This window comes from Flavobacteriales bacterium, from assembly GCA_020635395.1.
Classification (GTDB): domain Bacteria; phylum Bacteroidota; class Bacteroidia; order NS11-12g; family UBA9320; genus UBA987.
Genome location: JACJZV010000003.1, coordinates 338,618 through 355,668, shown reverse-complemented (window position 1 = coordinate 355,668; position 17,051 = coordinate 338,618). Strand labels below are relative to the sequence as shown.

Sequence of the window (17,051 nt, the reverse complement as noted above, 5' to 3'; positions counted from 1 at the left end):
GCGGCATTTGGAGAAGCTGAAAAGATAGCCGTGCTTTTATCTTACCAATAAAATTTCGGTGGAATATCGATAAATTGTCTCTCCCGAAACAATTTCAATTAGCCCTAAATACAAACCGGGCTGAACAAGTTCTCCCAAATACATTCCATTCCAATTTTCACTGTCTTTGGTTTCGAATATTTTTTCACCCCAACGGTTGTAAATGCTCATTTCAAATCTATCGAAATTATGATAAACGATTGGCCCATACGTACTGTTTAGACCATCGTCGTTGGGAGAAAATGAATTTGGGATATATACTTTTATTGCACAATCAGACAAAATGTTAAAGGAAGAAGTGTCGGTGCATCCTGCATTGGTTTCTTTAAAAACTGTGTACAGACCGAAATCATATACCAATAAATATCTGTTGGTTGACAAATCTTCTTTCCACAAATAGGCTTGAGCTTGCCCTGCGTCCAGTGTCAACAAACTATCTTCAAAACAATGTTTCATTATGTATCTGTGGCTATTTATGGGAATAACTGATAGCACTGCCGTGTCAGATGCTTCACATGCATTAAGACCAATAGTTGCAATTAACACGGTTTTCTTGGTTGGAATTATTGGATTGTTAGGACTTAAATATCGTATTTCGTAATTGTTTATTTTCGGGTTAAAATCAAAAATATTACCAGCACAGACAACAGTGTCAGTTAAAAATTTATTCGGAACGCTATCGTTGTAAACGGCAAATCGGTACTCCGAAATAGTGCATAAATCAATTAAACTTTGCATACTAAAATTACCCGCTTTGCTTACCGCAATTGACGAAAATGTATCGCCTGTATTCCACAAGTAATTGGGGAGTGAGTCTGGCGTAAGCAAATAGTTTTCAGCATGATTGCATAGCCTTAAAGTATCGAAAAACAGTGAAGTGTCTCTATTTTTCTGTTCAACTTCAACATCATAGTTCAGATAAAGGCAGTAGGGCAAATCAGCCTTCAATTGATAATGTCCGGCATGGTTAACTTTCAATTGTTGTTGTTTAGAACCGTCGCTCCAGCTTGGCTTAAAAACGGGTTTTTCCCATTTCAGCACAATTGTTTGACCGGGACAAATTGATGTTGTATCTAACACAGAAAGCGTATCGTATTTTTCTCCAAAATTCACAAGAAATGTATCGACATAGTGACAACCACCTGTATATTGTCTTACAACATATTCGCCGGGTTCTGTCAAACGTATTGGGCTAACAACATTGACATTATTTAGAGACAGCACAGATGAATTTGGAAAAAACAAATAGAGTTCGTTTTGCGATTCGCACAACAATGTATCACTAATTCCTTTTGAAATGATGGCAAGCTTTACATTTACGGTATCAAAGAACTGGCAAAACTCATTACCGGCTTTGAGGTAAATTTTCTCATCATATCGTGGCCAATAGGTTGGCATTTCAGCATATTTATCTGAGATTGAGTAGTTTGTCCATTCATAATTTAACCTTTCAGGGTAGTTTGTTGAAACACTCAAGGTTACAATGGAGTCGCATCGCCAATTTTTGGGTTCGTTTATTGAGAGAAAATAGGTGGTGGTGTCAATCACAAACTGCTTTTCAAAGGTATCGGCTACCATTGATTCGGTGTTTAACACAATCAACTTGAGGGCATTTGTATCTCTTAAAAACCCAAAAGTTTTAAGTAAAAGGGGGTCAAAAACCGTATCAAAAAATTGATTGTTTAACAACCATTTATAGACAATAGAATCTCCATTTGTAGATATATTTATTATGTCAATCGTGTCGTTATTACACCCTCCTTTCAAATCAAATTGGGCTAAAGGTTCATCGAAATTATAGGGCTTACATTTTGCATTTTCAGAAGTGTCGATTTTGAAATCGAACGATACATTCCCGTTTAACTCAACTGGTGAAATGGCCTGAACAAAATACTCACCTGCCCCCATGCACGAGAGCGTAAAATACGAAAACTTATCATTGAGTTGTGCTACCTTGGTCATTGCTCCACAATTTCCCCCATAAACGTTGTAACCAGTTATTGACACATTTCCCGTATAACTTATTGAAAGGTCACATTTGGTTAAGTTCTCAATTTTTATTCGAAACCAGCTTGACTTTATGGTGTTGTTTTCATCATTTTCGAATGGAGAGTTGCCATAGGTGTGACAATTGTTGGGAGTGGTTAAACTATATGTACCCAATTTGTTTACCACTTTTGAAATAGCGTTCTTACAAAAATCGCCTGTGCTGGAATATTGTGTATTTTCAACCGAAGATATTTTGAGTTTGTATTCATTTCCAATGGTCGAGTAATCGATTATTACAAAATATCGTGTGTCAACGCAGCCTATATTGCTGAATTTAAACTGTGATTGAATACATTCTGTACTATATTGTCGAGAAAAAACGCCAACGTACTGCATACCGGATAAGGTGCTATCCAACCCTGCTGTTAACACACCTGAAAATGAGGCATTGTAAAATCCTGTATATTTCCAAACCGTAATTTTTTCTTTGCACAAAGGCAGTAGGCTATTTACATTTAGGGTTATATCCGTACTGCCGGAAACTGTAAACGTAAACCAAATATTTCCTCTGTTTGAATTCGACGCGGTATTAATGCTTTCATTGCCTTGCACTTGGGCAATTTCTCCAGCTTTATATTCAGAAAACGATTCGTAATTATAATATCTTGGATTTGTGATAGAAACTGTTGTTCCGCAGGTTATTGGCATAAAAGTACTACTACTTGAAGTTCCCGAATTGATATGCCCTAAATCTGCTGCGTTTTTTGCAAAATCATTGGGAGATTTTATAAGTGGCGTGGCAGTTACTGTCCACGGATCTTTTCCCAATCTTAACGAAACAATTATGGTATAGATCTTTTTACCCTTTAAATTGCAAAATGTAGTTCCATAACAAGGACTCAATATATTGTTGGTATCGAGCATAATGGAGCTGTCAGCTTTCACGTTTCCCTCATACAACAGGGAATAAGGAGGAATAGTAATGCTACAATTGGTGTCGATATAAAACGTATAAAATGCAAATATTGAATCTGGATCGATGCTATACCTAAAACAGCTTGGGGTTTGGGGCTTGAGGTTTGTTTTGGTACTACAGTCTTTGCATACAGAGAGGGGGTAAATGTATGACAACCCTTGTTTGGCTCCACTATTTGAAAGCAGATTGTTGTTGTTATTTATTGCTGCTGCATTCTGGTATTCGGTTGGAGAAACTGCTGTGCAGATAGAAATGGGGCTAACTCTGAAAGAATTTGTTGGTGGTGCACATATTCTGTAATCTTGGTAAGCAGTATCCAAGAGTGTAATAATTGTATAATATCCCTTCTTGTAAGTTGCACACGCTTTTGGCAGTTGATAGAAACCATTTTCTGCAACCAATTCCGGAATAACTTTTATGCTGCTATCCGAAATTCTTCCTTCCAATAGATAACTATAAACGCCGTTATACCCTTGAGAATAACCCAATCCCAACACCACTTCGTTGGTTTCGTAGGGAAAATATATTTCCCGAAATATCATCCGACCTTTTAATTTAAATGTATCCACTTGAAACGTGGTATCTCGGTAATGAAAATTGATTGTTTTTCCTTGGGGGTAAATATTCAAATCAGGATCTACCCTACCCACAAATTCTACATCCGTATGATGAAAATGAGAAAAATTGATCGTTGGTCTATCCAAACGCACGTTAAGTTTAACATATTTATAGTAGTTCTGATTTTCTTCGTGGGCTATTAATAGTGTATAGACTTTTTTCTCTAGACAAGTCTTTAGCCCATATCCCCTAAAACGCTCTATTTCTTTCAAATTGCACGATTGAGTGATGTCTCCTTCATAAAGCACATACATTACTTTAATTGAGTGCCTTTCATCATCTTCCAAATAAATGGTTAACTCTCCTTCTTCTTGGCAGTCGAGCAGCATATAAGCTGCATAGTTGGCAGTATCAATATCTGCACTAATTGAGGATGTATAGGTATAATAATCGGGCATTGTTCCCGAGCAATTTTGGTTGGCCATTAGCCCTTCGCAATTAAAATGATGCACTTGGGTAAGATTTGTTCTTGCCTTTGGGCTCATTCTTAACGGAGTTTTGCTAAAGTTCCATGTATCTTTAACTTCTGCAAAACTGCTTATTGACAGCCAAAAATAAGTTGTGTTATTAGTTCCAATGCACTGTATGTAATATGTTGAATCATCCGCTCCTGATTTACAGAAATTATCTATGATAGTTGGTGATTTATATAGGTAAATTAATGAAAAATTAGAACTACCGCGTAAGCTGTCGGTTGTAGGTTTCCCCCTAAAAATGCGATACATAAAGCTATCGAGGTCTGCAGAAAGTATTACTCTATCATAATTAGAACTACCCTTTAATGTAAATTTATACCACGAACTTTTTGTATATTTGTCATTGCCTATTCCAATTTTTTCATCCTTTGTTATACTATGACATTCGGCGTTTATTCCATAGGTTTTCCATCCTTCAACTACTCCTAAATCGTATGCAACATTATGGTCATCGGCCACATCGTAGGCCGGTTTGGAAATATTTACCTCCACCCAAAGTTCCCCTTTGGCTTTGCTTTTTGAAGCAACCTGCACAAAATAATAGCCTGATTTTAAACAGGCATTACCCGATTTTCCAAACTTGGCCAACGGAACCAACTGCTTGGAAATATTGCCAACATTGTAGCCGCAATCAACGGTTCTATATATCGTAAAACCAGAAAAAATTTGCGGAATCGCACTGTCTTGTTGCTTCAAACTAACCTCCACATTGCGGGTAGTAGCAATGTAAAAGGCATACCAAACGGTTTTTTCGCAATTGCCCAATTTTTGAATTTCAGCATCGCATATTTCGCCGATCTCGCGGGTTGCATGGGTAACATCTACTTTTGAACCAACAAAAATGCCCGTATCAAAACCATTACTTGAAACGGTAATAATGTCGGCCTTTGAACACGCATCATTGGCGGGTTGAGCTACACAGTTAGCCGAAAAAAGCAAACCAACAGCAAATGCAACAGACAAGGTAAAGATTTGCTTTTTCATGTTAAAAAATTACTCCGTGCAATATGGACGCATAAAAGCAATGTTTGGTTGCCCCGTTTCTACAAAATAGGAATAAAAACATAATTTTCTTTCATGGCTGTGAGTTCTCCAGGTAAAATATCACATAGCCAAGCTCAATGTCATGTTTTGGATTCCTGATAAATCTCAGAAATTTTCACTACTTAGAATCATTATAAATAAGAAAATCATTTTAGTTTTGCCTCCAAAAAAAAAAGGATGATTTTAAAAAATAACATACCAGTATTCTTATCTATATTGCTCATAGCATTATTCATTTTTGGTGGTTGTTCGAAGCCAAAAAATTCAAATGACACGGACAACTCAACCAAAAAAATTGGTGTATTGCTTGTTAATCATGGTTCGCACTCCCCAACTTGGCGAAAGGCTTTGTTGGACTTAGATAGTGCGGTGAGAAATCAAATTTTGAACAATAAAAATATCAGTGCCGTAAAAACTGCTTTCATGGAATATACCGAACCAAGCATTGCCACCCGAATGAAAGAATTTGATGATGAAGGGTATTCTGACGTAGTCATTGTACCTGTTTTCTTGACTGTCAGCAGCCATTCGTTTGATGATATTCCAACCATTATTGGTTTGAAAGAAGACCCTCAAAGCTTAGAAACGCTTAAAATTGAAAACATTGAACGGTATCAAGCCAAGGCCAAGGCTCACATTACCCCTTTGCTTGATTTTACAAACATTTTGCAACACAACATTTTACGCAGAACCAGAGAAATTTCTAAAGATGCCAAGAATGAAGGTTTGGCTTTGATTGCCTACGGCGATGCCCGATATAATGCCGAATGGTCGGCATTGATGGACTCGGTTGGAAACTATGTAAACCGACAGTTGGGCATCGAAAAATACAGCTACAATTGGTGTGGACACATTGCTCATTACAGTTCCGACTCCACAACAGTAGCCATTAATGACGTTTTAAAACACAAACAAAAGGCTTTGGTAATGCCGGTTTTGGTGGCTCACGACGAAGATTTTCAGGTAAAAATAATCGGAGACGGAATTCACAAAGTTCCAAACCATGAACAAAAGGTAATTTACAGACCTGATGCCATATTGCCCGACAAAAATGTGGAACAATGGGTAATAGATATTGTGGCCGAATTTGTTGCCAAAATATAAAGCCATGAGCCATACGCTGAATAAAAAAATACGCAAACTCAACATTGCCACACATCGCGACTTGGGTTACTTTTTTTCGACGCTAATTATTGTCTATTGCCTTTCGGGCATTGCCCTCAACCATGTGGATGATTGGAATCCGGACTTTATTATTTCCAAAACCCAAATAAAACTCCCTGCTCATTTTCCGATGCAAAACCCACAGCCCGAAGATATTTTGACTCTTTCTGCATTGGTTGGAGAACAAGATTATCGAGTTTTTGACAAACCGACTTTCGACCAGGTAAAAATTTATTACAAAAACGCAACGCTACACGCAAATGCCTCTACCCAAACCGGGATTTATGAAGAAGTAAAACGCCGTCCTGTATTTTACCATGCCAATGTATTGCATCGCAATAGCTTGAAAGGCTGGAAATGGGTATCAGACATTTTTGCGTTTCTCCTCATTGTAATCAGCATTACCGGTTTGTTTGTCCTAAAAGGCAAGAAAGGCATCAAAGGCCGAGGCAAATGGTTTATACTTGCCGGCCTTCTTCTGCCTATTGTTGCCTGGTTAATGTTTGGTTTAAAATAGCTTAATTTTATTCCATAAAAGTAACCACACCGCTTTCAACGTCATACATGGCACCAATAATTTTAATGGCTTTACTCTCTTCAAGCTCGCATATAATGGGGCTTTCACGTCTAATTCTATCAATGGTTAGTTGAACGTTTAGTTCGGTTACATTTCGCACGAATTGTTCGTTTTTGCCTGTTCTATCTTCCTTTGTGGATTTTTCTGCATACAACGCAGGTTGAATTTTGTTGAGAAGGGTAGTTAGGTTGCCCATTTCCACATGATTGCAAGCACCAACAATAGCACCGCATCGGGTGTGTCCCAAAACAACCAAAATTTTGGTTCCAACTATTTTGGTGGCAAATTCCATACTGCCAAGAATATCCTCATTCAAAATATTTCCAGCAATACGAATACTAAAAATATCGCCTAAACCTTGGTCAAAAATTAATTCGGCCGACGTTCTACTGTCTATACAGCTGAGAATGGTGGCAAACGGAAATTGCCCTGTGGAGGTTTCGTTTACCTGTTGCAGTAAGTTACGGTTTGCTTTTAGGTTGTTAATAAATCGTTCGTTTCCTTCTTTTAAAATCTGCAATGCCATTTCTGGCGTTAAGTGCTCTTGCGTTTCTTTAGTGTGTGTTCGCATTGTATTTTTATATTTAAAGTGAATAGAAATCAGATGAAGTAATGGGTTTTGGTATATCTTTTTCGCCCAACAGTTGTTTAAGATTAATTTCTATGTTTCGAGAAATGGTGGTCATTGGCGTGTCTGTAGGTTTATTATCAAATGGATCTTGCATGTGGGTGGCCGACCGCTCCAGTAAAAAGAATGCGGATGAAATGGCCAAAAGCAATGGCAACTCAAAATAGCTTTCTATGTCTCTTAATGATATAGATAGTGTTACCGTAAAAAGATAAATGGTCCAATGCAAAAATTTTCGATAAGTGGTCGGGAAAACCGTATTTTTTATCCGCTCACATTTCCCCATGTGGTTGGAAAATTCTACCAAGGTGTTGTTGATTTGAATCAACGAGAATGAATCCATTTGGTTTTTATTTTTCAAATCAGCTAATTCCTTTGCATTGAGCTGCATAAGGGCCAGAGGTTTGTTGTTGTGCTTTTTGATGGCCTCCATATCTTCTGCCGAAAGAAATTCTTCAAGATTCTCCATGTTGGGCAGCTTTCTCAAAGATTGAGTGAGACTATACAGCCAAGCGATGTGCCGAAACGAAATTCTTCTGATGGACTCCTTGTTTCCTTCTGCCAAAAACATTTGAAGCTGCAACACAAGACTTCGACTATCGTTTACAATGGCTCCCCAAACTTTTCTTGCTTCCCACCATCTATCGTAGGATTGATTTAGTTTGAAAGATAATAAAACGGAAATGGCTGTACCGATAAACGCGGGAATGGCAATGGGCATATCTGGAATGACACTTCTGTAGGCAAGAGTGATATAATATGTGGCAAGACCAATCAAGGCCACCAACAGCATCTCGTACTTCACTTTGTTAAAGATATAGGATAGAGGTATTTTCTTTTCTAAAAGCATATTCTATGATTTGGTGCAAATATAATATTACTTTACATAATAATAGTATTACTATTGATTGTTGGTATTTCACTTTTTTGTCAAAAAGTAATTGTTTAATGATTTTGACTTTTATTATTTTTGCTAAAAAAACAACATGGAGTTTCAGGTAAACTTTAAGGTAAATGCCAAGATTTTTCTAAAGGATCCGGAAACAAGCGAGATTGGCAAACAAATCGTTCGGCACTCTATAGACCTTATCAACAACTTGGGTTTCGAACAATTCACGTTTAAAAAACTTGCTTCAGACATTGGAACAACCGAGGCCACTGTTTATCGATATTTTGAAAACAAATACCGCATTTTGCTGTACATACTCAATTGGTATTGGTCGTATATGGAGTTTTTGCTGATATTTCGTTTGCAAAATGTTCATGATAAACATGAACGAATACGGATTGTCATCAACCTTTTAACCCACGAACTTCCAGACAGCACCGGTCTTGATGAATACAACAAAAAATCGCTCAACCAAATTGTGATTGCCGAAAGCAGCAAAGTGTATTTGGTAAAAGAAGTATCAGAAATCAACAAAAACGAAGTATTTAAGCCATACAAAGACCTCTGCTCAAAAATATCTGAGGTTATTACCGACTACAACCCAACCTACAAATACCCAAAATCATTGAGTACAACAATTATAGAAACCGCCCACCAACAACAATTTTTTAGCAACAACCTACCTCGACTCACGGACAATACCTCAGAAAATACACCTACCTACACCAGCGACTATATCGAGGATATGGTTTTTAAGATTTTGGGATAATCGGCACCCAAAACTCCTCCTCCGAGTCGGGGTGTTCGCCCAAATATTTTTCATTCATTATGGCCATAAACGGTCGGTCAGCCATTTGATATTTTGACTCTGGAAGCCACTTACCAAAAATATATTGAAACGTAGGTTGGGCCTCGCTGGGTTTGCCTTTATAGTGAAACACAGCATATTCTCCTTTTGGAATTAATAGGCTTTTCATTCCATCGGGAACACGTTTGTTTATAGAAACGGCCACTGCCGCCCATTTTTCAAATTGCTTTACCGGACTAAACTTTTGATAAAAGTTGCTATCGTTATACACATCCACCGAAAATAATTCAACACCCCTGGCATTTTTTATTTCCGAACGACGAGGCATAAACGATTGCCAAAGTTGCACGGTTTTATTCTCGGCAAACGACATAGTCAAGCTCATGCCTATCAAAACGGTTTCTGGAAAAATTTCTATTCGAGGAGTCATATCAATCTCTAAAAAGTGTTACCACACCTTCTATTTTTTCAATGTCTGCCTCCTCGTTGCAACCTTCTTGCACTTTCAAAATATAAAAATAGGTACCGGGAGGGCAAGGTTTACCGCTGTTCATCACTTTTCCATTCCAATACAACGAGGTATTTTTTCCATAGTTTTCTTTCACCTCATACACCTTTTCTCCCCACCGATTGTAAATGTATAATTCAAATAGTTGGCTGCCCTCTACTTCTACATAAAAAACATCGTTCAAATCATCATCATTGGGTGTCAAAATATTGGGTGTAAATACGGTAAAGCTGTGCTCGCTTTCCACCAACTCGCAATATTCGTTGATGCAGCCATCCACGTTTTTTGTGGTAAGACAAACTTCAAAATCGCCTAAATCGGGGTAAAACGAATGATGTGGTGTCGGTAAGTTGGAGACATTGCTATCGCCACTGGCCGGATGTCCAAAATCCCACGAATACGCTATTAAATCGTCTCCATCAGCCGTGAAGGTATAAATGGGGCAGAGGGAATCTTTGGTAAAATTAAATTCCGTACGGTTATATTTAATCTCAATTACTTTCTCTGCACTGTCAAAACATGCTCGTTGATAGATTCCTTGCGGTGTATAGGTTGGAGTATATAAAATAGTTACACTTCCGGTGTCGTTCATTTGCACTTTCACCTCCGGATTATTTCCAGAGACAACTCCGCCTGCCCATTGCCATTTATAATCGGTATAAATGGGGTCTGATTTATCTTTAAGTGTTATGGTATCTCCTTCGCACAAGCCTCCGCTAATTTCAAAATCAACTATTGGAATGGGCAGCACAATGATGCGACGAATGGCCACCGGATTTTGAGTGCTATCCGGAAAAATACCACTGCAAAATTTTAAGGTATCGGTAGAGTGGGGGTTATACACACTATCGCTGGCATATAGATATATTTCATACGTGCCGGGTTTAGTATAAGTGTGTGTCACGTTGGCGGTGGACTGAGTGCTCAAGGTATTATTGGCCGAATTATCGCCAAAATACCAAATAAAATCGCTCGCTTTTATGGAATTGTTTTTAAACTCAGCAGTAAAAGGTGCACAACCCACCGTGTCGGAAACAATATCAAAATGTGCCACCGGCCCCTCTATAACAATGGTTTTGTACGTAGTATCGATACAACCTAATTGGGTTTCTACAACATGCATTATTTCAAAACTTCCATAAATAGAATAATAATGAAATGGGTCTTTTAAAACGCTCTCACGGGTATTGTCGCCAAAACTCCAATAATTTCTTTTTACCTTATCATTCGGTATAATGGGGGTGGAGTCGAACAACTGCACAATTTCGTCGCAGATAATTTTGTCGGCCAAATCTTTGATTCCGGCAGTAAACTCCAGCACTTCGATTTGCTTCACCACGGTGTCTGTGCAACCATTTCGGTCGGTGGAAACCATGGTAATATTGTATGTACCAGGGTAGTCATATTTTATTCCTGGAAAGGGTCCGTTAATGCTAAAACCTTTTCCATCGCCCAAATCCCATTTAACCGATTCAACATTTCCGGGCAAATTCCAATAAGGAGTGTTGTCATCCCAGTATCGAATGGAATCTTTGACATAGGTGGTAATGCCCGGACAAATGGGGCTTACAATTTCAAAATTATTATAAAACCCGACTTTGATAACAATGTAGCTCTCAGACATACAGCCCGAATCAGAAATCATGGAAAGCCCTATGGCATACGTGCCGGAGCGGGCATATTTGTGGTAGAAATCAGGCAGGGTGTCGTAGCCTGGCTGCATAGTAAAACTATCAATTGCCCCATCTCCCCAATCGTATTTTACTTTTAAAATGTGTTGTTGGCGGTTGTTATTAAACTTCCCTCTTATTTCTCCCGGTATGCAGTTAAGCAGTTTATAGTTGGCCGAAGTGCTTGGCTTGGGCTGCAATTGAAAAGCTCTGTGATACCAAAATGTATCGATACATACCCTCGAACTATCAACATAAAAATCTGTTGGGTCGCACGAGCGATATACTTTTGAATCGCCTTTTTGAAACGCTACCGCAGTTGTAACCCACCTACTGGTATCGCAGGTAGAATAGTATTCATGCAGCCGTTTGGTATCAAAATTGGTAGAATTGCACAACGAATCCCAGATAACATTGACTTTTGTTACGCATGGACTTCGTAAAACAACCGCATCAGCAAAACATGCCGGACGCGGTAAAAATTCAAAATCTTTTGGCTCGGGAGTATTTATGACCGAATAGTTTGGCACTACAGGAGCATACGTGGCATAGCATTTGGTTACAGAGTCAATTAAAAAAAGTGATGCAACAGCACAAATTGTTGTATCAAATCGGTGTTTAAAATATTGCCCTTTTCTGGTAATACAGTTTCTATTTAAGTTTATTCCTTTATCGTAGTCTGTTGTACATTGTTCCATTTTGTGGTAACCCAAATTCCACAAAAAATGTAAATCGTTTGAATTTTTATAACCAATAAAGTCGCCACAAAAAATTACGGAATCAATATTCCCACATTGGTCGTTGTTTAAAATACGTGGAGTCAAGGCTACTCCTATTCCTTCAAACGAATCCCTCCCCTTTGATTCGCATACCCCTTTTGTTATGGTCAGTTCCACATAGTTTTTCCCAAAACCACCACCTAGATAGGCTATTCTGTCACCGCTAATCCTATTCAACACATTTCCTACAGAATCAAACACGGCCCAAGAATAATCCGCATTTTTTAATTCAGCATGAAAAAATTCAATGGAATTTTCAACGCAAATTATCGAATCTGATTTTTTAATTTTTACATCCACCGCATCCAAATCAATGATGACGTTTCGGATATATTCACGAGTACAACCGTTTTTAAACTTTGCCGTTAGCAATACCTGATAGGTTCCCGATTTTGTGAAACGATGCGTTTTCGACAAACCCGAAATAGGAGCATTAATGGTATCCGTTGTTCCGTCGGCATAGTCAAAAATGAGTTGTTGCAAAAGATTGTATCGATTGTTCCACCCGGTGTCTTCCACAAATTCAATGTCCTCGTATTTGCATGAACCACCTCGACTGAATGGAAAAAAGCTTGGGTTAAATTCATCCAAAATTTCGATGTTTATGGTTTGTTTATTCGAGCAACCTTTGGCGTTTATGTCTTCTATAGTCAAAGAATATTTACCCTCTTTTATATAGGTATAGCAGTGCTTTTCGCCCACTGTCGGGCTATTGGTTTCTGTTTTTCCGCCATCCCCCCACAAAACTATACGCTTAGAAAGGCCGATGCCTGCATTGCCGGAAGTAGAGTTATCTTGTAAGCAAATTTTGTTTGAAAGAAGGCAGTATTGGGTGGAGGCATCCAACACCACATTCATCTGTGGGTTATTGTATATAGTGATGTTTTTGGTAATGGTGCATGGCACCCCATTTATAATTTGGATGGTGGCTTTAACCGTATAACTACCCCCTGTGGTGTATTGGTGCGATACGCTGCTTCCGGTGGCAGTTCCATTGTCGCCAAATTCCCAATTTACCACTCCAATGGTGCCGCTGGAAACGGTGGCTGTAAACTGAACCACCTCGCCCACACAGGCTTCATCGTTTGACTGAATGGTGCATTGCGATTTTGCCTGAACCGCACTAAAAATTAGAAATAAAGCAACAATTGCCATTCGGCCAACAGACGACAATTTTGTGTAATGAAATTTCATTGTCCGTAAAAATACAAACAAATCAACTACTTGCCGCTTCTTCCATTTTTTTTAAGTCAATTTTTTGCATTTTTAACATGGCTTGGGTGGCTTTTTGTGCCTTTTCTCTATCTGGATTTGAGAGCAATTCCTTTAAACCACGTGGCACTACCTGCCACGATACGCCATATTTATCTTTGCACCAACCACACATACTTTCTTGTCCACCGTTGGCAGTAAATTTCTCCCAATAAAAATCTACCTCCTGTTGATCTTCGCAATCAATCATCAACGAAATAGAATCATCGAACTGAATATGGTGCGGCCCTCCGTTTAAAATGCCCAGTTGCTGACCGGCGATTTCCAGAATAAAAATAAACCCATTTTGTTCAACGATTTTGCCATCGCTAAAAATGGATAAATAATAATCGGCCATTTCTTTGGCATCGGAAGTAGCCCATAGAAACGGAGTAATTTTTTGTTTCATACGTATGTATTATTTAAGACGATACAAATCGGATTCGTCCCACTTTGTTGCTTTCAAATATAAAATCTCGGAGACTTTTGCTGGTGATGTTTTCAAAATTTCCAACAACAATAAGGCGTCCGCCATAGGTTGAAAATTTTAGAAGTATTTCTCCTGCCAGTCCGGTTTTTAAATCAAAAAAAGATTCGGGCAAATGATGCTGTTGCACCTGCAACACTTCACACTCCTGATAGCGTGCGTTCATCAGCATTTCCAGAGCATCTTGGGCATCTCTTATTTCTACATTGGCAGAATGAAGGATTGCCACATTTTCGCCGTTATTATGCACTATCTCAAAATTCATTTTTTAAACATGAAATAAACGGCTAACACTAAAAAAACAAACCCTATGATATGATTGGGTTTTAATGTTTCGCTTTTAAATACCAGCAACACAAAAAGCATAAAAACTACTATAGAAACGACCTCTTGAATAACCTTGAGTTGCACCAATGAAAACGGCCCATCGTTCCCTTTAAATCCTATTTTATTGGCAGGCACCTGAAAAAAATATTCAAACAAAGCCAGCCCCCAACTGAGAAAAACAACGGCAACTATACCCAGTTTGCCAAACCATTTGTATTCCGAAAATTTGAGATGACCATACCAAGCCAGTGTCATAAACACGTTTGATAAAATCAGTAAAGAAACAACCAAAAGAGATTTCATAAAACCCCTCTACCTCCGCTACTTTCCGTATCGAAACATATTGCCACCATAGATGGCCTCGGTGCCCAATTCTTCCTCAATGCGAAGCAATTGGTTGTATTTTGCAATTCTGTCTGTTCTAGAAGCCGAACCTGTTTTAATCTGACCGCTGTTCATGGCCACCGCCAAATCTGCAATGGTAGTGTCTTCTGTTTCGCCGCTTCGGTGACTAATGATGTTTGTATATTGATTGGCGGTTGCCAATTGAATGGCATCGATGGTTTCGGTAAGCGAACCAATTTGGTTTACTTTTACCAATATAGAATTGGCCACTTTTTGATTGATGCCTTCCTGCAAACGACGCACATTGGTAACAAACAAATCGTCGCCCACCAACTGCACTTTTTTACCGATTTTTTCCGTCAGGGTTTTCCAACCTTTCCAGTCGTCTTCGGCCATGCCGTCTTCTATCGAAACAATAGGGTATTTATTTGTCCAGTTTAGCCAGTAGTCGGCCATTTCTTCCGAACTCATTTTTTGTCCGCTCGATTTATGGAAATGATACATTCCACTTTCTTGATTGTAAAACTCAGAAGTGGCCGCATCCATCGCAATAAAAATGTCGCTGCCCGGTTTATATCCCGCTCTTTCTATAGCTTTCAAAACCGTTTCAATGGCTTCTTCGTTTGATTTTATGTTGGGTGCAAAACCACCTTCATCGCCCACATTGGTGCTGTAGCCTTTTTCTTTTAATACCGATTTTAGGTAATGAAACACCTCTACACCCATTCGCAACGCATGGCTAAACGAATCGGCTTTTACCGGCATAATCATAAACTCCTGAAAATCGATGGAATTATCGGCATGGCTGCCCCCATTCAAAATATTCATCATCGGCACCGGAAGCACCTTGGCATTTACACCGCCAATGTATCTATACAGCGATTGGCCGCTTTCCATTGCTGCCGCTTTAGACAATGCCAACGAAACCGCCAAAATAGCATTTGCCCCGAGATTGCTTTTGTTTGCCGTGCCATCAAGTGCTATCATCATATTGTCGAGCAAGGTTTGGTCGGTCACATCATGACCCACCAATGCCTCAGCAATGGTGGTGTTTACATTTTCAACAGCCTGAGTAACCCCTTTTCCTAAATACTGATTTTTGTCGCCATCTCGCAATTCTACCGCCTCGTGCACACCTGTAGATGCACCCGACGGAACCGCCGCAAGGCCATACGCTCCGGTAGTTGTAATTACTTCGGCCTCGATGGTTGGATTGCCGCGTGAATCAAGAATTTGTCTGGCATGAATATTAAGTATTTCGCTCATTTCTAAAATTTTGCTGCAAAGGTAGAATTTTTTGAATGTGATATGTACCCAACAAAAGCAATGGTGGATGACAATAGAATGTTTGATATATGGTTTGTGAAGTCTGAAAAATATGGATGTATGAAAAAAAGTTCTTCTTTGGTATATTTGTCGTTGAGATGCTCATTTAAAATTACCCAATATGAAATACATACTAATTATTGTAATGCTTTTTGCAACCAAACTTAACGCCCAAACAACTTTAAGATTTAACAAACGCTTTGTTCAGAGTGAAGATAAGTGGGTTGCATTCAAACCAAGCAAAGACAGCAGTTATCTTTTTGGTTTCATCTACATCGACCCAGAAGCAGGTTTGACCATCAACTATGAAGGAACTTTTAAAGTGCTGCCAAACGGAGAATTTGTACCCGAAAGATTTGATAATATGAGCGTTAAAACTCGGCTACAACCAAACAATGTTTTGGTTGCATTCATACCCGAAAACAAATTCGAAGAGTTAAAAATATCGGCAATTCCTGATTGGCTGCAATTCTACAAAACAGATACAAATTCTATTGAGCGATTGTACAAGTGGGGGTTTATGTACAACGGCTGGAATGAATGTGAAAAGGCATTGACTTTTTTAGAAAAAGCGGAGAAAATAAATCCAAAATTCAAAGGGCTTGCCGTTGAACTTTCGTATTCATACAACTGCCTGGGTCAATATGACAAAGCAGAATCAATTTTAAAAGAAGAGATAAAAACGAATCCAAATGACGCTTATGTAAATAAAGAATACATATACACGCTGGCAAAAAACAATAAGATTGATGATGCAATAAATCAATTTGAGACATCCTTAAAAACAGTGACCGACCGTGAGTATAATGCTGAAAACTGCTTCAATATTTTGCAATACTTTTATACACAAAAAGACAAAACCAATTTCAAAAAGTGGTACAAAATTCTTAAACAACAGCCCAAAGGAAATCAAGCAATTATGGACTATGCCAATAAAATGAAGTCAGATTTAGGCAAATAATGAGGGGGCTGATGCTTTACGGGTTTACAACAAACACAACGCTAAAAAGCCCTTTGGACTTATTATGAAAAAAGATATTTTTGAGAGATGAATAAGACAACACATAATGGTGTGAGTGAGGTGGCGAAGCCACATCTAAAGCATAACATGTATTGTTACATAGATAATGGAAATATGCACAATAGGTTT

13 protein-coding genes are annotated in these 17,051 nt (G+C 38.6%); 4 read left to right on the top strand and 9 right to left on the bottom strand.

Annotated elements, in window-relative coordinates; translation table 11 throughout:
- Window positions 1-36 precede the first annotated feature (36 nt).
- Complete coding sequence (locus H6607_10995) at window positions 37-5,082, bottom strand: gliding motility-associated C-terminal domain-containing protein (protein ID MCB9262889.1); 5,046 nt, start codon at window positions 5,080-5,082, stop codon at window positions 37-39.
- A 237-nt stretch (window positions 5,083-5,319) separates the two neighbouring features.
- Here H6607_10995 and H6607_10990 point away from each other — a divergent pair, with 237 nt between their 5' ends.
- Both H6607_10990 and H6607_10985 read left to right on the top strand, forming a co-directional pair.
- Entirely contained in the window at window positions 5,320-6,246 is a 927-nt protein-coding gene (locus H6607_10990) for a CbiX/SirB N-terminal domain-containing protein (GenBank protein ID MCB9262888.1), read from the top strand.
- 4 nt (window positions 6,247-6,250) lie between these two features.
- Window positions 6,251-6,823: a PepSY-associated TM helix domain-containing protein gene (locus H6607_10985; protein ID MCB9262887.1), complete on the top strand. Its 573-nt coding sequence runs from the start codon at window positions 6,251-6,253 to the stop codon at window positions 6,821-6,823.
- Window positions 6,824-6,830: 7 nt separating this feature from the next.
- On the opposite strand, the gene H6607_10980 is transcribed toward H6607_10985, so the two are convergent.
- The gene (locus tag H6607_10980; protein ID MCB9262886.1) at window positions 6,831-7,454 is read right to left on the bottom strand and encodes a carbonic anhydrase; all 624 of its coding nucleotides are present in this window, start codon (window positions 7,452-7,454) and stop codon (window positions 6,831-6,833) included.
- 13 nt (window positions 7,455-7,467) lie between these two features.
- Entirely contained in the window at window positions 7,468-8,361 is an 894-nt protein-coding gene (locus H6607_10975; protein ID MCB9262885.1) for a hypothetical protein, read from the bottom strand.
- Window positions 8,362-8,497: 136 nt separating this feature from the next.
- Here H6607_10975 and H6607_10970 point away from each other — a divergent pair, with 136 nt between their 5' ends.
- Entirely contained in the window at window positions 8,498-9,169 is a 672-nt protein-coding gene (locus H6607_10970; protein MCB9262884.1) for a TetR/AcrR family transcriptional regulator, read from the top strand.
- Here the strand turns inward: H6607_10970 and H6607_10965 are convergent.
- The 6 genes from H6607_10965 to eno are packed head-to-tail and all read right to left on the bottom strand — an operon-like array spanning window position 9,153 to window position 15,841.
- Complete coding sequence (locus tag H6607_10965; protein ID MCB9262883.1) at window positions 9,153-9,638, bottom strand: GyrI-like domain-containing protein; 486 nt, start codon at window positions 9,636-9,638, stop codon at window positions 9,153-9,155. The genes H6607_10970 and H6607_10965 overlap by 17 nt on opposite strands.
- Before the next feature lies 1 nt (window position 9,639).
- The gene (locus H6607_10960) at window positions 9,640-13,359 is read right to left on the bottom strand and encodes a PKD domain-containing protein (GenBank protein MCB9262882.1); all 3,720 of its coding nucleotides are present in this window, start codon (window positions 13,357-13,359) and stop codon (window positions 9,640-9,642) included.
- Window positions 13,360-13,381: 22 nt separating this feature from the next.
- The gene (locus H6607_10955; GenBank protein ID MCB9262881.1) at window positions 13,382-13,825 is read right to left on the bottom strand and encodes a VOC family protein; all 444 of its coding nucleotides are present in this window, start codon (window positions 13,823-13,825) and stop codon (window positions 13,382-13,384) included.
- 13 nt (window positions 13,826-13,838) lie between these two features.
- Window positions 13,839-14,168, bottom strand: a complete 330-nt coding sequence (locus H6607_10950; protein MCB9262880.1) for a DUF4180 domain-containing protein — start codon at window positions 14,166-14,168, stop codon at window positions 13,839-13,841.
- Complete coding sequence (locus tag H6607_10945) at window positions 14,165-14,533, bottom strand: DMT family protein (GenBank protein ID MCB9262879.1); 369 nt, start codon at window positions 14,531-14,533, stop codon at window positions 14,165-14,167. Before H6607_10945 ends, H6607_10950 begins: the two co-directional genes overlap by 4 nt.
- A gap of 18 nt (window positions 14,534-14,551) precedes the next feature.
- Window positions 14,552-15,841: a phosphopyruvate hydratase gene (gene eno, locus H6607_10940; protein MCB9262878.1), complete on the bottom strand. Its 1,290-nt coding sequence runs from the start codon at window positions 15,839-15,841 to the stop codon at window positions 14,552-14,554.
- 181 nt (window positions 15,842-16,022) lie between these two features.
- On the opposite strand from eno, the gene H6607_10935 reads away from it, so the two are divergent.
- Window positions 16,023-16,862, top strand: coding sequence for a hypothetical protein (locus H6607_10935; GenBank protein MCB9262877.1), 840 nt, complete (start codon window positions 16,023-16,025; stop codon window positions 16,860-16,862).
- The last annotated feature ends 189 nt before the right edge of the window (window positions 16,863-17,051 follow it).